Origin of the sequence: Streptosporangium vulgare (genome assembly GCF_042428775.1) — a bacterium.
Lineage (GTDB): Bacteria > Actinomycetota > Actinomycetes > Streptosporangiales > Streptosporangiaceae > Streptosporangium > Streptosporangium vulgare.
This window is the reverse complement of record NZ_JBHMBS010000004.1, coordinates 79,331-97,545: the sequence shown is the minus strand read 5'-3', so window position 1 is coordinate 97,545 and position 18,215 is coordinate 79,331. Positions and strand designations below refer to the sequence as shown.

The window sequence follows — 18,215 nt, the reverse complement described above, 5'->3', positions numbered from 1 at the left end:
CGGAGAGGCTTACCGAACGGGCATGGTTCGCGACGCGATGTGCTCGGGCACGGCCAGGTCCCGGGTCAGCGCGGGATCGGGCTCGGGGGTGCCCCAGACCTGGTGGAGCGGCAGCACCCCGGCCCAGATCGGCAGGTCGTAGTCCTCCTCGTCGTCGACCGGCGGTCCCTGGCGCACCTTCACCGACGCCTCGGCCAGGGAGAGGGCGAGCACCGTGGTCGCGGCGAGCTCCTTGCGGGTGGGCGGGCGGGTGGCGTCCCACTGGCCGGGGGCGAGCTGCTCGGTGATCGCCCGCAGCCCGGCGAGGCGCTCCTCGGTGTCCTCCACCCGGCGGGGGCGGCCGTAGACCATGGCGGAACGGTAGTTGAGCGAGTGGTGGAAGGACGAGCGGGCCAGCACGACGCCGTCCACGTGGGTCACCGTGACGCAGACCTCGTCCGCGGTGCGCAGGGAGGTCGCGCCGGTGGAGCCGTGCAGGTAGAGGGTGTCGCCGATCCGGCCGTAGCCGGTGGGGACCACCATGGGGGAGCCGCCGGCCAGGACGCCCAGGTGGCAGACCAGCCCGGCGTCCAGCACCGCGTACAGGTCCTCGCGGGAGGTCCGGCCCCTGTCCTTCGCGCGGTTGAGGGTGGTGCGGGGAGTCGTGGAGAGCGTGGAGACCATGCCACTAACCTAGGGAGAAGTGGATATCGAGAACACGTCCACTTTCACGCGCTTACAGGAGACCACTTTGCCGCGTCCCTCCGTCGACCTGCCCGTATCGGTGGACCGCGAGGCCGGTACGGCGCTCGCCGTCCAGCTCGGCGACCGGCTCAGGGACGCCATGCGCGGCGGGGCCCTCTCCTCGGGAGAGCGCCTGCCCTCCACCCGGGCCCTCGCCCGCCAGCTCGCGGTGAGCCGCACCGTCGTCACGGAGGCCTACCAGCAGCTCTACGCGGAAGGCTGGCTCGAAGGGCGGCACGGCTCGGGCACCTACGTGGCCGACATGGCGGTTCCCGCCGAGGGGCGGGCTCCCGTTCCCGCTCCCGTGCCCGTTCCGGTCGCTCCCGCGCTGGTCGGCGAGAACAGGCGAGGGGTGATCGACCTGCGTCCGGGGCGGCCGTGGGTGCACGACTACGACAGGGCGGCCTGGCGCAGGGCCTGGCGGGGGGCGGCCGACCTGCCGCCGGCGAGCGACCCCGACCCCCGCGGCCTCCCGAGGCTGCGGGCCGCGCTGGCCGAGCACCTCCGCAGGACCAGGGCGATCCCCGTCGGCCCGGAGAACATCATGGTCACCCGGGGGACCGGCAACGGGCTCGACCTGGTCGCCGCGACCCTCCTGCGGCCCGGTGACCGGGCGGGCGTCGAGGAGCCCGGCTACCGCGTCGCCAGGAACGTCTTCGCCGGGAGGGGCGCCGAGCTCGTGCCCTGCCCGGTCGACGAGGACGGCGTCGTCGTGGACGGCCTCCCCGAGGACCTGCGCGTCCTGTACACCACCCCCGCCCACCAGTACCCCCTCGGCGGGCGCCTGCCCATCCCGCGCAGGGAACGCCTTCTCGCCTGGGCCCGTCGCACCGGCGCGATCGTCGTGGAGGACGACTACGACGCCGAGTTCCGCTACGACGTCGCCCCGCTGCCCGCCCTGCACGGTCTCGACCCCGGCCGGGTGGTGCTGCTGGGCAGCCTGAGCAAGGCGCTCACCCCCGACGTCGGCGTCGGCTGGCTGGTAGCCCGCCCGGGTTTCGTCGAGGCACTCGCCGTGACCAGGGACGCCCTCGCCGACCGCACGAGCGGCCCGGCCCAGCAGGCGGTGGCGGTGCTGCTGGAGAACGGGGACCTGGACCGGCACCTGCGCCGGACGCGCCTGGAGTACGCGCGCCGCCGCGCCGTGATCGTCGGCCTCCTCGGCTCCCGGGTCATGGGCGACACCGCGGGCCTGCACGTCATGGTGGAGCTGCCCGAGGGCGTGGTCGAGCCACTGGTCGAGGCGGCCCGCGCCCGGGGCGTGCTGCTCGACTCGATGGCCCGCCACTACTACGGGCCGCGCCTGCGGCACGGCCTGGTGATCGGCTACGGCTCCGCGTCGCGGGCCGACGTCAGGCGGGGTGTCTCGGTGGTCGCCGAACTGATCGGCTGACCTGCTCACCGGGGCCGCCGCGGCGGGAAAGGACCGTTCCCACGCCGCGGCGGCGAGCCGGTTCAGGCCTGCATGGACGTCCGCAGGCGGCCGTACGTCTTGAGGGCGCGGTCGGCGGTGGTGCGCAGCAGCGGGCTGGCCAGGACCGTGCCACGCGCCTTGCGAACCGGCACGCGCAGCATCCAGTGGACCCCGGCGCCGGGGCTCAGCCGGGCGATCCGGCCCTCCGCGACCTCGTACTCGCCGTTCTTGAGCTTCTCCTTGTACTCCTTCTCGCCGCGGCCCATGTCGATGACCTGGATCCCGGCCTCGGCGGCCTTCTCGGCCATGGCCAGGTGGTGGATCAGGCCGGGGGAGTACTTCGCGAAGGCGGTGTCGTAGGCGGGGAACCAGCCCGCGAGGGTGGTGCCGGTGCGCAGCCCGAAGTGCCCGGCGACCGGCTTGCCGTCCGCGTACAGCATGTCGAGGACCCCGCCGAAGTGCTCGGTGTCGGTGGCGAGGAACCGCTCGACCAGCTCCACGATCCACGGCCGGGCGAACCGGTCGGTGCGGCCGGTGCGGCGGTACTGCTCGGTCTTCCAGCCGAGCAGCGTGCGCAGCGGAGCCAGGTCGGTGGTGGCGTAGTCGTGCCGGAGCGGCCCGACGTCGCGCTGGAGCTTGCGGCTCTTGTACGCGGTCGAGCGGTAGGTCTTTCCGGAGGTCGCCTTGATCGTCTCGATGTACGGCTCGTAGCCGTCGCGCAGATCGATGATCGGCGAGGGGTGCCTGTCGTGCCCCGGCTGGAGCAGCGGCTGCCCGGAGATCAGGTGGTCGAACTCGTAGACGGCCAGGCCGCACTCCCTGATCAGCCGTTGCGCGTCGATCTCCACGTCCTTGGCGTGGACCAGCCCCTGCGCGTCGGTCAGGCCCGCGGCGACGGGCATGCCGATGCCCATCGGATGGCGCTCGAAGGGGAAGAACCCGACCACGTCCGCCCCGTCGTGCAACACCGCCACCCGGACACGTTCCTGGAGCGCTCCGACGGTGACGGTGAACTCCGGCGACAGGAACGGGCTGTCGAAGGCGGGGTCGGCGCCCTGGAGGCTTCTCCATCGGTCGAGGTCGGCCGGGCCGAGGTCACGGGGCTGAACAACTGAGACGCGCATGAGCTCCTACTGGGATGTGCGGGGTCCCCTACGTCATCCTGTGAAGAATGCCGTAAAGCTCAAGCATGCTGGTAGGGACGTAATGTAACGATAAAGGACGGAACTGGGGATGGGTGGTGTCCCCCACAACGTTTCGGGATCTCATTGGGCGACCCCGGCTGGCGCCGCTGACCCGAGTGACGTTCTAATGGGTGGCTATGAGCACCCCTGGCATCGACTGGCCGCGCCTCGTCGAGTGGATCGCGGCCAATGTCCCCGGCGCCGGTGAGCCTACCGGGGTCTCCCTGATCGCGGGCGGCAGGTCCAACCTGACGTACGTCGTCGAGACCTCCGGGCGCCGCCTGGTGCTGCGCCGGCCCCCGCTGGGACACGTGCTGCCGACCGCCCACGACATGCGGCGCGAGTGGCGGGTGATCTCGGCGCTCGCGCCGACCTCGGTCCCGGTGCCCGAGCCGGTCGCCTTCTGCGACGACCAGGACGTGATCGGGGCGCCCTTCTACCTCATGGGGCACGTGGACGGCGCGGCCGTGCGGACCCAGGAGGACGCCCTGGGGCTCACCCCCGCCCAGACCCGGCGGCTGTCGGAGCGGCTGGCCGAGGTGCTCGCCGCGATCCACGCGATCGACTACAGGGAGGTGGGGCTGGGCGACTTCGGGCGTCCCGAGGGATACATGGCCCGCCAGCTGGAGCGCTGGGGCCAGCAGTGGGAGCGGTCGAAGACCGCCGAGCTGCCCGCGTACGACCGCCTGGTGGCCCGCCTGCGCGAGCGCCTGCCCGCGCGCTCCGCCTCGACGCTGGTCCACGGCGACTACCGGCTCGACAACACGCTCGTGCGGCTCTCCCCGGATCCCGACATCCTCGCCGTCGTCGACTGGGAGATGTCCACGCTCGGCGACCCCCTGGCCGACCTCGGCCTCACCCTCACCTACTGGCAGGACCCCGGCGACGAGGAGCGCGCCTCGGTCCCGGTCGCGGCGGGCGTCACCGTGGCCCCGGGCTTCCTCACCGCCCGGGAGTTCGCCGCCCACTACGCCAAGGTCTCCGGCGCGGACCTGTCCGACCTGGACTTCTACGTGGCCTTCGGCAACTACAAGCTCGCCGTCATCGTGGAGGGCATCCACGCCAGGTTCACGCAGGGCAAGACCGTCGGCGAGGGCTTCGAGCACATCGGCGCGGCCGTCCCCACGCTCGTCGACCGGGCCCTGCGGGTCCTGGGGGACTGAACCGCCCGGCGATCCCCACACCCGCGCCGCCGGAATCCGTCGGGAGCCGCCGGGAGCCGCCGGAATCCGCGGAAGGTCCCGGGGGGTGGGCGGGAAGTACCGTAGAAGTTTCAAGCGTCATGCAAGCCGCCATCGATACGCTTGCGCCGCGGCCGGTAACGCTTGCCTGTGAACCATGCCAGGGCACCGTCACGTCCGATGCCGCTGTGGAACGCTACATTCGTTGACCTGCGAGGATAGAGGATTCGGTGATACCGACTAACGGACGGCACCAGCGACGGCGCCCGGCCTGGCCGGTCGCACTGGGAGCGTTGGTCGTGACGGCGGCACTCGTGGTAGGCATCATCGCCTATGCCGCCAAACCGGACGTTCCGCGCGGACAGACCATGACGATGGCCCCGACAGAGGCGGCGCCCGTGCTGGAGGCACCCCCCGCCGTGCACGAGTGGCCGCGCTGGGGCATCACCCACACGGAGTTCAGCGCCGACAACGAGGGCGGCGAGGTCGCCGAGGCCGCCTCCCACATGCTCAGCCGGGTCCCGATGCTGCAGAACCAGCACATCATGGGCTGGGGCGCGGGCAATCCCGAACCGGCGCCCGGCAAGAACGACTTCCGTGACCTCGACCGCCGGATCAGGTTCATGGCCGGCTCCCAGTCCATCCCGATCATCACGCTGTGCTGCTCGCCCGACTGGATGAAGGGCGGCAGCTCGGGCAGGACCGACTGGACGCAGCTGGAGACCGCGCCGCGGCCCGAGCACTTCGACGACTACGCCAGGCTCGCCGCGACCGTCGCCAGGCGCTACCCCACCGTCAAGCACTTCATGGTGTGGAACGAGCTGAAGGGTTTCTGGAACACGGCCCAGAACCGCTGGGACATCGAGGGCTACACCGAGTTCTACAACAAGGTCTACGACGCGCTGAAGGCCGTCGACAAGGAGATCAAGGTCGGCGGCCCCTACGTGTCGGTCGGCAGCACCAGCACCCCCGAGCCGGGGGCGGAGATCCAGGGACCGTGGGGAAGCATCGTCCAGCGCGACCTGGAGGCGGTCGAGTACTGGATCGAGAACAAGAAGGGCGCCGACTTCATCGTCGTCGACGGCGCCTCGGTCACCAAGGAGGCCGGCGCCTTCCCCGACGAGTTCACCGCCCTGGGCAAGTTCGGCGCCCTCACCAGATGGCTCAGGGACAAGAGCGGCGACCTGCCGGTCTGGTGGGCCGAGTGGTACGTCGAGCCCATCAACAGCGACTGGGAGGAGGACCGCCGCATCGCCGTCCACGCGGCCGCGATGATGGAGTTCGCCACCAGCGGCGTCACCACCTCGCTCTTCTGGAACCCCCAGCGCAGGTCCACCGGCGACGACCAGGCCTGCCCCGGCTGCCTGTGGCACCCGACCACCGGCGCCGAGATGCCCATGGCGGGCATCATGAGCGGCTTCACCAAGTGGTTCCCCCTCGGGATCCCCCTGGAGCCGGTGACCTCCTCCAACACGCGGGTGCGGGTCCTGGCCCAGGAGCGCCAGCTCGTGATGGTCAACACCACCGCCGCGGACGCCACCACCGTCGTGGACGGCAAGCAGTTCCAGCTGAAGCCGTACGAGGTGAGGTGGAGCGAGCGCGGGGGAGCCTAGCGGCGACCTAGGCGCCCGGGGAGCGGGCGGGCCCGCTCCGGTTGGTGAACCAGCGCAGCAGCCACTCCGCGGGCCCGTAGCGGTGGCGGCGCAGCCACCACCGGCTCCAGACGGCCTGCGCCACGAAGATGCCGACGCCGATCGAGACCACACGGAGCGGGCTGACCTGGTCGACCAGGCTCAGCCCGTAGCCGGTGAAGATGAGCGAGCTGATCAGCGACTGCCCCAGATAGTTCGTCAGCGCCAGCCTGCCGGGCGCCGCGAGCGCCCCGGCCAGCCGGGGCGCCGCGGGCAGCAGGCGCAACAGGGTGGCGGCGTAGGCCGCGGCCAGCAGCGGCGCGGTCACCAGGCTCACCGACTGGCCGACCATGTGGTACGCGTGCCCGCCGCCCGACCAGGTCGAGTGCGCGTAGACCAGCGCCCCGGCGAGTCCCGCGGTGAACCCCGCCCACTGCAGCCGCCGCAGCGTGGCCGTGTGCCCGGACAGGTCGGTCAGCAGCCGCAGCTTGCCCACGGCCAGCCCGACCAGGCAGGCGGCGAGCACGGTGGGCCCCTGGAAGAAGACCCGCATCACGAAGATCTTGGCGAGCTTGTGCAGATGCTCGTTGATGATCATGGATGCGGAGCCGTGCAGGGCCCGGTCCGACACGGCGGCCTGCGCCGCGCTCTCCGACACGGCCTCGGAGGCGTCGGTGCCCAGCGTCGCCAGCGCGGCCAGCAACAGCACCCCCGCGGCCAGCGCCACCGTCAGCGCGAGCGCGGCGATCAGCGCGGTGCGCGGGGTGATCCGCCGCACCGCCAGCAGGACCAGCCCCACGATCGCGTACGTCGCCAGGATGTCACCGGGGAACAACAGGATCCCGTGGGCCAGGCCGAGCAGGAACAGCCCGCCCAGGCGGCGCAGGAACCGGGGCACGAACGCCGCCGCCGACCTGCGGGCCGAGTCGATCTGGAGGGTGAAGCTGTAGCCGAACAGGAAGGCGAACAGCAGATAGAACTTGTTCTCGAAGAACACCGAGACGACCCAGCGCACCACCCAGTCGAGCGGCGCGGAGAACGACGGCGCCGCCAGCCCCGCCATCCGGTAACCCGAGGCGAGGTAGGTGATGTTGACCACCACGATGCCGAACAGCGCGAAACCACGCAGCGCGTCGACCGCCGCGATCCGCCGCCCCGCGACCTCGGTGGAGGCCCCCGCCCGGCCACGGGGTTCCCCTGCGAGCATCTGACCGTCCTTCGAGCAGCTTGCGAGATGTACGCCCCCCGGCGAACGGTGCTCAGTATGGCGCGCGCGCCGGTGGTCCGCCGGGAGACTTTGTCCTTTACAGAGGTCAGGACCCGATGACGATGAACCTCTCCACGATCACCGCGACGGCCAGCACGAACGCGGGCACCGCGACGAACAGGACGCGCCTCCTCGTCCTTCGCGTCCTGGCCGTCTGATCACGGCCGCGCAGGAGGACCACCTCGTAGCCGAACAGCGCGATCCACGTCACGCCCAGCGCGCCCAGGCCGATCGGCGTCCACGGAGAGGTCGGGTCGCTGCCGCCGGTCGGCGCCCCCGGCTCGGGGATCTCGGCCCCCTCGGGGAAGGTCTTGAGCGTGTAGACGGCGGCGTCCTCCCCGTTGAAGACCCGTTTGAGCTCCTTGTGGGCGTCGAGCGCGGCACGGAACCTCGGCGCCCAGTCCGTCGGGAAGCCGTGGTTGAGCTGCAGGTATCCGGCCTGTCCCCGGGTGGCCACCAGATAGGTGTTGGGCGGCGACACCCTGAGCTTGTCGATCACCGAGGAGAGCTGGGCCGGGTTCTTGTCCACCAGGACCTGCTGGTAGGAGATCTTGTCGAAGTCGCGTTCGCCCCACGGGATGCTCGGGGTGACCTCCTCGCCGAGCAGCGGGACCAGGTAGAGGACGCGGGCGCTCGGCTTGTCGTGGTCGTAGACGTAGTGCATCGCCGCGACCTCGCTGGCGGAGACCCGCTCGAACTGCTCGTTGCCGTACCGGGCGACGAGGAAGACCATCGCCAGCACCATGGCGCACCCGGCGGCGAGCAGCAGCGAGATCCGCCGCGTCAGCTCCGGGTTGAACCGGATGTTGCGCCTGCGGATCGGCACCGTCTCCTCAGGCGCGTCCTCGGTGCCCGCCGGGAGGTTCGGGAAGAAGGCGTACGCGGCCAGGATGCAGGCGCCGGGCAGCGCGAACAGGTAGATGCGCAGGCCGATCTCGCCGCCGTAGTTCTGCAGGCCGAGGGCGAGCACCGGGATGCACAGCAGCAGCAGGGCCGCGCGGTCGCCGACGCCGCGCCGCAGGCGGCGGAACAGGCCGGCGGCGGCCAGCGTCAGGATGACGCCGCAGATGCCCAGGCGGGCCATCAGGACGAGCGCGTGCTTGGGGTCGCTGCCGTCGATCCGGTCGCCGGTGTTGCTCTGGAGGTTCTCCAGGATCCGGCCCAGGCCGCCGAAGAGCTGGTCGATGTGCCCGCTCCAGAAGGCGACCGTCTGGTAGCTGATCCACGCCAGCACCATCAGGCCCAGGAAGAAGGGCAGCCCCCAGCTGAGCGAGGAGCGCCGCAGCAGGATCAGGCCGGTGAGCGCGCCGAGCATCATGAACGGCGTGATCTGGTGCGAGGCGGTCGCGGTCGCGAACAGGCCGATCAGCACGATCAGCATGATGGCCCGGTCGTAGACGCCGGTGGAGTGCGGCAGCTCGCCCGGTGTCAGCCCGTCCAGGCGGGCCAGCAGCCGCCGGACGAACCCCTTGGCCGGCATCGGTTTCTCGCGGGGCTCCACCTTGCCGAACCAGCGCAGCACGATCGCCACGAAGGCCAGGTAGATCGCGTACGTGAAGCCCTGGGAGGAGAAGTAGTCCTGGCCGATCCACTGCACGATGACGAACAGCAGCGCGGCGAACCAGCGGGCCCGGGTGGTGGCGACGACCTGCCGCAGGATCAGCACGAACGGCAGGAGGTACAGCAGGTTGGACAGCAGCGGCGTCCACCGCATGATCATCGTCAGGTCGGTGACCCCGGCCGCCTTCGTGACGAACGCCACCAGCGCGAAGAACCCCGGCCACGCCAGGCGGGCGTCGAGGATGGCCGACGACTCGCCCGTGCGGTTGATGTACTCCACGAAGCCCGCGTGGACGTAGGCCGTGTGGAACCTGGCCTCGTCCTCGATCAGGGCGGCCGCCCCGTGCAGGGCGAAGGTGATCGCCGCGATCTGGAAGAGCAGCAGGAACTTGCGGTCGGTGTTCTGGGCGATCGTGACGAAGAACGCGACGACCATCAGCAGGATCGCGGCGAACGCGGTCAGCGGCATGGCCGAGATCAGGCCCACGCCGTCGATCCGGTTCAGGTCGACGCCCCGCAGCGGGCCCGGCGCCACGCGCAGGGCCAGCACGTACATGATCAGGCCCTCGATGGTGAGGACCGGCGGCAGCCACACCATGGCCGACCGCATCACGGCCTGCAGGCGCGAGGGCTTGGCGGCGGACGTGGCGGCCGTCGAGGCCGGGGTCTCGACGGGGATCGCCGCGAACGGAGGCATGGCGCTGGTCGCCGGTATCGCCTTCCCGGCTCCCCGGCTCCCCTCGCCCGCTCCCTTCCCCTTTTCCGTCCCGGAGCCGGTCCCCGAGCTCCTCTGCGTGCCCTGGGGGGCCTGGTGGGCCGCTGGGGCTTCTGTGACCTCGGGGAGGGGCTTCGAGTCCTCCAGGGGCCGTCTGGGCGCCCCGGCGGCCCTTCCCCACAGCTCTCCGCCGGAAAGCCCGGCGGGCTTCCAGGGGTCCGAGGACTGTGAGGGGTCCGGAGGCTCCTCGTCCTGCGGGGGCGCCGAAGGTCCTGAGGGCGCTGGAGGCTCCGAGAGCTCCGAGGGGGGCGCCGGAGGTTTCGCGGGCTTCTGGGAGGTGGGCTTGAGGAGTGGCGCGGACCGGCCGGGCAGGCGCATCTCCGCCGTGGTCTCGGCCCTGTCCTCGTCCCCGTCTTCGTTCTTGTCCTCGTCCTCGGGGGGCGCGGGCGGGGCCTCGGCCCTCCCGGTCTCGGGAGCGCCGGCCGGGGGTGGGGGGGCGACCGGGCGGAGGGGGAGCCTGATGATGGCGGTGACCTCGGGATCGTCGCCGTAGACGCTGTCATCCGGCGCGTCGTCCGCGTCGTCCGTCGTGTAGGCCTCGGGGTCCGCGTCGTCCGTCATGTCGGGCACGGAGTCCGCGTCGTCCGCCCTGCCGGTCTCGGGGTCCGCGTCGTACGAAGCGTCCGTGTCGTCCGTCGTGTCGTCTCCGGCGTCCGTGGAGTCCGTGTCGTCCGAGATATCAAAAGAATCCGAAGTGTCCGTGGAGTCGTCCGCCGCGCCCCCGTCACGGGAGGCGAGGGAGGCACGGAGGTCGTCCCCCGAAGTGTCCTCGGCCTCCTCAGCCTCATCGACCTCCTCGGCGTCGGATCCGGTGCCGTCGGACACAGCGCTGTCGGACGTCTCACCGTCGGACGTCCCGCCGCCGGAAGCCTCGTCGTACGGGCTCCTGCCGTACGGACTCCTGCGGGACGTCCCGCCGTCGGACGCCTCGCCCGGAGTCTCGCCATCGGCGATCTCCTCGTCCGGGAGCTCGCCGGGAGCCTCGTCGCCAGGCGCTCCGGAGGGCGCCGCGCCGGTGGGCTCGCCGCCGGCCCCGGCCCGGGTTCCGTCCGAAGGCGCGGGGTGGGTGGGATCGATCTCCCCGACCTCGGCGGTCTCCGCCGCCCCCGTCGTCGTCACGTCATTACCTGCCCGTTGCCTCACGTCTAACATCATGGCGGCTACGCGGACCAGGGTGTGACGAGTCACCGTGGGATCCGTCATGTCCGGGCGCTTCGCGTAGATCTTTGAGAAGCGGTCACCGCGGCCGGGCGGCCCCTCTTCCGGCGCCTCCGCTCCCACGGGAGGGGACACCGGACGGAGCGGGGACCGCAGATCACACCGGGCCGGCCGCCGGGGCGCGACCCGCCTCGCGGATCGCGCGTCACCCGGGGCGCACCCGGCCGTTCAGGCCTGGCCGCGTACCTTGCGCAGACCGTATCTCGTGCGCCTGACGACGGCGTACCCCTTCGTCAGCATGCGCTCCCGCATGTAGATCAGCGGGACCTGGTTTCCCTCGACCGCCCGGCTGAACATCCTCATCGACGTGCCCTCGGCGACGGTCAGGCGCGGCAGCGCGAGCACGTCGTGCCGGTCGGCGGCGATGGCGTTGTTCACCGCGCAGGCGGCCCAGTATCCGGCCTTCCGCACCTCGCGCCGCACGCGCACGCTGGAGTAGCCGTACGGGTAGGCCATCGTCGAGACCAGGGAACCGATCTTGTCCTCCAGCAGGGCCTTGTTGCGCCGCAGCTCCTGGCGGAGCTCGTCGTCGGGCAACTGGTCGAGCTGGGGATGGCTGTGGCTGTGCCCGCCGATCTCCATGCCGCACGAGGCGGCCTCGCGGGCCTGGCTCCACGACAGCATCGTGTCGAGGGGCCTGCCCGCCGCGTCCTTGCCCGCGTCGCGGACCCATCCGCTGGTCAGGAAGACCGTCGCGGGGAAGTCGTAGCGTTCGAGCAGGGGCAGCGCCTCGCTGTGGAAGTCGGCGTACCCGTCGTCGAAGGTCACCACGACCGGCCGCTCCGGGATGGAGCGGCCGTTGTTGTTGTGCAGCGAGGCGACCAGGTCGGCCACCGTCAGCGGCGTGAAACCCTTCTCCTTCAGGTAGGCCAGCTGCTCGGCGAAGGCCGAGGGGCGTACCGCGAGCGGTTTCGTCTCGGCGTTGGGCCGGTCGGAGACCGAGTGGTACATCAGGATCGGTACGCGGATCATGACGAACGCACCCGCTTCAGCTTCAGTCGAAGGGAGCCGACGACGTAACCCCAGGTCGTCCAGGCGAGGCCGACGACGATCGCCCCGGCCCTGCCGAGACCGGACACGTCGCCCCGCAGCGCCTCGCCGACCCCGCGCAGCGCGCCCAGCGGCAGCGCCTTCAGCGCGTGGGCGCGCTCGCTCGACAGTCCGTCGCCCGCTCCCACGCTCTGGGCGACCAGCGCCTTGGACAGGCCCTCGGCGAAACAGCGCGAGCGGAAGTAGGCGAACGTCGAGCGGACGGGCGGCACCTTGTGGCCGATCACCGCGGCCGGTTCGAAGAGCATCCCCGACCCCGGCATCCGCTGCGAGAGCCGGATGCAGAACTCGGTCTCCTCGCAGCCCAGCGGGCGGGGCTTGCGCCCCTGCACGCTGCGGCCGATGCCGGTGTGGAACCCGCCCACACCGCCGATGACCTCCCTGCGGAAGGCCGCGTTGCCGCCCATGACGTTGCGGATCCGGGCTCGTTCCGTGGGCATGCCGAGATAGCTGCACCCCACGGTCCAGTCGAACTCGTGGGGATACCAGCCGGGCCGGTGCCCGATGCCCCACAGCGGCCTGGTCAGCCCGCCCACCCCCACGATGGTCGGGTCCTGGAAGCCCTCCTCCAGCGCTTCCAGCCAGCCAGGTTCCGCGACGGCGTCGTCGTCCAGATACGCCACGATGTCGCCGGAGGCGGTCGCCGCACCGGTGTTCTTGCCACCGGACAGCCCCTTCTCCTGAGCGTTCTCCACCACGATCGCGCCGGGATACTCCTTCTTGAGCCTCAGGTGGAGATCCGGGTTGTAGTCGACGACCAGGATGATCTCGTGCGGCTCGCGCGTCTGGTTCTCGACCGACTCGACGGCCGCCCGGATGTCATCCCAGCGGTCCTCGGTGTAGACGCAGATGACGACGCTGCTTCCCATGGCTACGCGGCGCCCTGATCGGCGGCCGGGGTGGCGGCGGCCGGCTCGTGAACGACGGGGGCGGGGTTGCTCCGCCACTCGCGGATGATGGTCTTCAGCACCCGGACGCCGTCGCGGACGGCGTGCAGGTTGCTCTCGCCGTGGATGCGGCAGCGCTCGTGGCTGGGGACCTCGTGGACCTTGAGACCGGCCTTGGCGGCGCGGATGTTCATCAGGGTCTCGATCTCGAAGCCGTCGCAGTCGAGGTTGAGGACGTCCAGGTGGCGGGCCCAGAAGGCGTTGTAGCCGTAGCAGAGGTCGCTGTAGCTGGTGCCGTACATCCTGTTGACCAGCGCGGTGAGCGACTTGTTGCCGAACTTGCGGATGAAGGTGAGGTCGTCGCTGCCGCCGCCGGACGCGTAGCGCGAGCCCTTGACGAAGTCGGCCCCGGTGACCAGCGCGCCCACGAACTGGATGATCTCGCGGCCGTCCGTGGAGCCGTCGGCGTCGATCATCACGATGATGTCGCCGGTGCAGGCGGCGAAGCCCGCCGACAGCGCGTCGCCCTTGCCCTTGCCCGTCTGGTGCACCACGCGGACGTTGGGACGCAGCCTCCTGGCCACGGCCACGGTGTCGTCCTTGGAGTTGCCGTCCACCAGGACGATCTCGTCGATCCACTGCGGAAGCGTCGCGAAGACGTGCGGAAGGTTCTCCGCCTCGTTCATGGCGGGGACGACGACGCTGACGGTGGGGGAGATCGCCATGTTGGGGGTGATCGGGGTGAACCGCTCGATGGGTGGCACCGCCCTCAGCGGTGGCTTCCTGTTGTTGTAGTGCTTGGTGATCTCGGGACTCATTGTGACGGCTGTCCTTCCGGGCGGTCGGTCGTCAGGGGCGACTGGCGGACGGACCCGGGGCCACGGCCGATCGGGGCGATCGGCGGAAATGGCGAATGCGATGAGGGATGCATGCGAGGGTCCTGGCGGGTGGTGTGGTGATGAACGGAGAGCGGGCTAGCCCACTCCCCATGGTTCCTTGACGACCGGAGTGCCTGATTGGTTCTGCGCGGGGGAGCGCATACGGCCGAAACCCTTCAGGACACGGTCAGCAAGCCTGTACAAATTCGGGCGATCCGTGACGATCGTTCGTGCCTTGTTGACCGGGGTGCGACCGATCCAGTGGACGGCGGCGGCCGGGGAGGGACGCGACACGCGCCCTTCCGCGACGAAGAGGTCACCGCTTTTCAACCAGCTCTTGTACTCGCGTCCGCCCTTGCCCATGTCGACCTGCTGCAGCCCGGAGTTCGCGGCGTGCTCGGCCATGTGCAGGTGGTGCATGATGCCGGGGGAGTAACGCGCGAACTCGGTGTCGTAGGCCGGGAACCAGCCCACCAGGGTCGTCGCCGTCCGGAGGCCGAAGTGACCGGCGACGGGCGTGTCTCCGGCGTAGACCATGGTCAGGACGCCCGCGAAGCTCTCGGACCTCGCCGCGTGCATCTCGTCGAGCAACTGGACGATCCACGGCTGGGCGAAGCGGTCGACCCGGCCCGTCCTGCGGTACTGGTCGGACTTCCAGTTGGTGAGCGTGCGCAGCGTGCCCGCGTCGGGCGAGTACCACTCGAAGCGGATCTCGCCCTGCTCGCGGCCGAGCTTGCGCTCCTTGTAGCGGACCGTCTTGAGGTTCTTCGGCGAGTTGGCCTTCACCTGCTCGATGTACTTCTCGAAGCCCACGCTGAGGTCCATCACCGGGGCCGGGCGCACGTCCGACTCGTACGGCGCGAACGTCGGCTGGCCGGGGACCAGGTGGTCGAAGTCGAAGACGGAGAGCCTGCAGGCGCGCAGCAGGGTCCGGACGTCGAGCTTGAGGCCGGGGACCGAGATCAGCCCGTGGCAGGTGGTCAGGAAGCCGCCGAGAGGCTTGCCGATCCCGAAGTTGTGGCGCTCGTAGGGGAAGAACCCCACGATCTTGCCGCCGTCCTGGATGACCGCGACACGGACGTAGTCACGCAGCCGCCCCATGGCGAGTGTGAACTCCACGGAGAGGAAGGGGTTGTCCAGCGACGGATCCGCCACCTGCAACTCCCGCCATCGCGAGATCTCGGACTCCCCGAGGTCACCGGGGCGAACGATGACGATGTTCACCTTGACCTGGCCCCCTGTTCGGTCTGCAAGCTCCCGCTCCCCCGATACAACACGCGTAGTACGTATATGAAGCCGCCGAGCACCGCGATCGTCGCGACTCCGGCACGGGGCGACCATGCGTCAAAAGTAAGCATGGCAGCGGCCAGGAGAACGTTCACCACCAGGCTCGCTGCCGCACCCACTGATAGTGCCGCAAGCGGGTCACGATCACGCAACAGTCCTACCACCGCGGCGCCGGGAACGACCAACAGAAACAGGGGCGTAAGGATCAAGCGTAACGGAGTGTCGATGTCGGCTAAGGCGATCACGGCCCCCGCGGCGCATGCGAGGGTGAGTGCCCATCTGAGCACCCTGCGTTTGACCGACATCTCCGAGCTCCTGGTTGGTAATGATGTGACTGATCGCGCTCTTCATGTGACCAATCACTCAGCATGGACGTCAATGCCGACGCTCGGCACCAGTCCATGGTTTACCGGATCCCCGGGAGAAGTGTCGTTGTTAGGTAAAACGAGATGCGGGAATCAGCCCGTGGCCCCCTCGGAGCTCGCTCCGGCGGAGGGGGTGGGAGTCGGGTCGGGGGCCGGGTCGTCCTGAGGTGTGGAGGCGTCGGGTTCAGGGCTTTCCCAGGAAATCGCGCATCCGGCGTTGCCCCCGGCGGACCTGAACGCGACCCGTCCGGTGCCGCTCTCCGACGGGTCCTTGGCCGTGACCCAAATCACGCTTCTCGCACCGGCCTTCAGCTGTCCCCGCGCGGGATGCACGTCGAGCCCGCCGGAGGTGGTCGCCGACCACGAGACCGTGGCGTTGCGTGCCGCGAGCCGGATCTGCCCGGCCCCCTCCCCGATGTCGCCCGGACACGAGACGCTCAGCCGTCCGGCCGCGGGTCGCGTGGTGGCGGTGCGGGTGGGGCGGGGCCGCCCCGCCGTGGGCGCGCGGCTCGGTGCCGGTCGCGTCGCGGTGGCGGTGGGGGCGGGAACGGGTGTCTCGGTCCTCCGGCTTCTCCTCGGTGTGGGCGTCGGCGCGGCCTCCGTCTCCGGGTCCTCCAGCAGCGGGTCGGGCTCCGGCTCGGGGCCGGGCTCCAGCGTGATCAGCGCGGGTTCCGTGCCCGGCGCGGTCTGGGGGTCCCTCAACGCCCCTCCGGCCAGGTCCTGCCCGCCCACCACGACCACCGCCCCGGTGGCGGCCAGCACGCACAGCGCCGCCAGCAGCAAGGGCCCCCCGCGCCCGCGCCGCCGCCGCGCGGGCGGCGTCTCCGTCCTCCGCTTCCCCTCGCCGCCGGACGACGCACGCCGCGCCCCGGGGCTCCCCGCCGGTGGCGTGGGCCGTGCCCCGGAGGTGTCCGCCGGTGACGTACGCCAGACCTCGGTGCCGCCGGCCGGCGGGGTGGGCGGGGTCTCACCGTTCGCGGGGGACTCCCCGAGCCACGCCTCGCCGTCCACGGAGGACACGGAAGTCGCGGAGGACGCCGCCGACGCCGACGCCGACGCCGCCGACGCCGACGACACGGAGGACGCGGAGGACGCGGGCCACGCCGCGCCGCCCGAGGACGACGCGGGCCACGCCGTGCCGTCGTGGGACCGCCCGGCCCACGCCTCGCCGTCGTGGGATTCCCCGGACCATGCCGTGCCGTCGTGGGACCGCCCGGCCCACGGTTCGCCGTCCGCGGATGACGTGGACCACGGTTCGTCGTCCGGGGACGACGTGCGCCAGGCGTCGCCGTTCGCGTACGGCGGCGTGCGCCAGGTCTCGCCGTCCCCGGACGACGCCGGCGACATCCCGGGGTTCGCGGGCGGTGCGGTGCGCCACGCCTCGCCGTCCGCGGGGGGCGCCGGCCAGGCGTCGGGGTTGGTCGTCGGAGCCGGCCACGCCTCCGCGCTCACGGCCGGTGCCGGCCAGGCCTCGACGTTCCCGGGGGGCGGCGTGTGCCGTGTCTCGCCGCCCGCGGGCCTCGACGCGCGCGGGGTCTCGGCGTCCGTCCACGCCGCCGCGCGTCCGGGCTCGCCGTCCGAGGGCGACGCCAGCACGTACCTCGGAGCCGTCCCGGTCCCGGGGTGGAGCGGACCGCTCTCCGGGGAGCGCGTCCCGGTCTCCGCGTAACCGGCCCGCCTCCCCTCGTACCGCGCCTCACTCCCGGCCGGCCACGCCCTCGCGTCCGGGAGTGACGTTCCCGCGTCCGAGGTTGGCGCCGCGTGCCGGGAGCGGGTGCCCTCGGGGGGCGTGGCCCCTGCGCTCGCGGCGGGTCGCTCGTCGCGTGCCCGCCTGCCCGCGCCCTTCCTCCCGCCCCACCGGCGGCCCCCGGAGCGCCGTTCGGCCGCGACGGGGAAACCGGCCTTGTCGAAGCCGTTCCCGGCGACGATGGCGGCGCGCTCCTCGCGCGCCTCCGGGTTCACGCAGGTCTCGATCACCCGGCGGCGCAGGGAGAGCGGGGGGTAGGCCAGGGGGACCAGGTCCAGCAGCCGCCCGGCCGAGACGTGCCGGTCCCTGCGCTCGACGCAGACCTCGCAGCGGCCGATGTGGGCCGACAGCCGCCTGCGCAGCAGCGTGGTGAGGGGGCCCTCCCACGAGTCCACCATCGCCGACAGGTCGGGGCAGTGCGCCCGGCCGACCTTGGCCAGCACCACGGCGGCGGCCGCGTTCTCCAGGTGGTCGCGGGCCCGGCCGAGCCTCGCCGTGACCTGGCGGGAGGTCAGTCCCAGCACCGCGCCGACCTCGCCGCTGCCGAGGTCGTGGCGGAGCGACAGTTCGAGCACCTCGCGCTCCTGCCCGCTCAGCTCCGCCATCGCCTCGTGGACGAGGGCCGCCAGTTCCCGCTCGCCCGGGTCGTCGTGGATGTCGGGCGGCGACGGCTTCCGCGGGTCGCCGTGTCCCTCGTCCCCGCACCGGATCCGCACGAGCGCGTACAGCCACGCGCGCAGGCGGCCGGGTTCGCGCAGGCGGTCCACGCCGCCCTGGGCCGCGACCAGGGCGTCGTGCACCGCGCCCGCGGCGGCCTCACGATCGCCCAGCAGCGAGTGGGCGTAGTCGTTGAGACGTTCGGCATAGGAGTCGTAGAGGCTCGCGGGCGCCGTTGTGTCGGCACGCCGCAGCGCCTCAACGAGTTTCTGATCGTCGGTTCGGCCGACGGCCGGCCATCCGGGCACGGACATTCCTCCCCCGCGAGACGGGCTCGTTCACGGGTTTCACCACTCACCCGTTCCAGCCCACACGCGTAGGACGTCACCTC

12 protein-coding genes are annotated in these 18,215 nt (G+C 71.5%); 3 read left to right on the top strand and 9 right to left on the bottom strand.

Features of this window, described 5'->3' with window-relative positions; genetic code table 11:
• Positions 1–9: 9 nt before the first annotated feature.
• Entirely contained in the window at positions 10–663 is a 654-nt protein-coding gene (locus tag ACFFRH_RS09975) for a pyridoxamine 5'-phosphate oxidase family protein (RefSeq protein ID WP_344745599.1), read from the bottom strand.
• Between the two features lie 67 nt (positions 664–730).
• Between ACFFRH_RS09975 and pdxR the strand changes: the two genes are divergently transcribed.
• Positions 731–2,116 carry a MocR-like pyridoxine biosynthesis transcription factor PdxR gene (pdxR, locus tag ACFFRH_RS09970; protein WP_344745600.1) on the top strand — a complete coding sequence of 462 codons (1,386 nt, stop codon included), beginning with the start codon at positions 731–733 and terminating at the stop codon, positions 2,114–2,116.
• Positions 2,117–2,178: 62 nt separating this feature from the next.
• Here pdxR and ACFFRH_RS09965 read toward each other — a convergent pair whose 3' ends face one another.
• Positions 2,179–3,261 (bottom strand): GNAT family N-acetyltransferase, encoded by a 1,083-nt coding sequence (locus ACFFRH_RS09965; RefSeq protein ID WP_344745601.1) that lies wholly within the window; start codon positions 3,259–3,261, stop codon positions 2,179–2,181.
• A 197-nt stretch (positions 3,262–3,458) separates the two neighbouring features.
• Between ACFFRH_RS09965 and ACFFRH_RS09960 the strand changes: the two genes are divergently transcribed.
• Both ACFFRH_RS09960 and ACFFRH_RS09955 read left to right on the top strand, forming a co-directional pair.
• The gene (locus ACFFRH_RS09960) at positions 3,459–4,484 is read left to right on the top strand and encodes a phosphotransferase family protein (protein ID WP_344745602.1); all 1,026 of its coding nucleotides are present in this window, start codon (positions 3,459–3,461) and stop codon (positions 4,482–4,484) included.
• Between the two features lie 317 nt (positions 4,485–4,801).
• Positions 4,802–6,115, top strand: a complete 1,314-nt coding sequence (locus ACFFRH_RS09955; RefSeq protein ID WP_386155817.1) for a GH39 family glycosyl hydrolase — start codon at positions 4,802–4,804, stop codon at positions 6,113–6,115.
• A gap of 7 nt (positions 6,116–6,122) precedes the next feature.
• On the opposite strand, the gene ACFFRH_RS09950 is transcribed toward ACFFRH_RS09955, so the two are convergent.
• From ACFFRH_RS09950 to ACFFRH_RS09920, 7 genes are all read right to left on the bottom strand, one after another.
• Positions 6,123–7,340 carry a DUF418 domain-containing protein gene (locus ACFFRH_RS09950; protein ID WP_344745604.1) on the bottom strand — a complete coding sequence of 406 codons (1,218 nt, stop codon included), beginning with the start codon at positions 7,338–7,340 and terminating at the stop codon, positions 6,123–6,125.
• A 106-nt stretch (positions 7,341–7,446) separates the two neighbouring features.
• A complete protein-coding gene (locus tag ACFFRH_RS09945; RefSeq protein WP_386155814.1) occupies positions 7,447–10,854 on the bottom strand; it encodes a hypothetical protein in 3,408 nt (1,135 codons plus the stop codon).
• Positions 10,855–11,121: 267 nt separating this feature from the next.
• Positions 11,122–11,925, bottom strand: a complete 804-nt coding sequence (locus ACFFRH_RS09940; protein WP_386155812.1) for a polysaccharide deacetylase family protein — start codon at positions 11,923–11,925, stop codon at positions 11,122–11,124.
• A complete protein-coding gene (locus tag ACFFRH_RS09935; protein ID WP_344749478.1) occupies positions 11,922–12,872 on the bottom strand; it encodes a glycosyltransferase family 2 protein in 951 nt (316 codons plus the stop codon). Before ACFFRH_RS09935 ends, ACFFRH_RS09940 begins: the two co-directional genes overlap by 4 nt.
• Positions 12,873–12,874: 2 nt before the next feature.
• On the bottom strand, positions 12,875–13,708 hold the full coding sequence (locus ACFFRH_RS09930) for a glycosyltransferase family 2 protein (protein WP_344749479.1): 834 nt from the start codon (positions 13,706–13,708) through the stop codon (positions 12,875–12,877).
• Between the two features lie 156 nt (positions 13,709–13,864).
• Positions 13,865–14,992 carry a GNAT family N-acetyltransferase gene (locus tag ACFFRH_RS09925; protein ID WP_344749480.1) on the bottom strand — a complete coding sequence of 376 codons (1,128 nt, stop codon included), beginning with the start codon at positions 14,990–14,992 and terminating at the stop codon, positions 13,865–13,867.
• A 521-nt stretch (positions 14,993–15,513) separates the two neighbouring features.
• Positions 15,514–18,132: a sigma factor-like helix-turn-helix DNA-binding protein gene (locus ACFFRH_RS09920; RefSeq protein ID WP_344749481.1), complete on the bottom strand. Its 2,619-nt coding sequence runs from the start codon at positions 18,130–18,132 to the stop codon at positions 15,514–15,516.
• Positions 18,133–18,215: the final 83 nt, after the last annotated feature.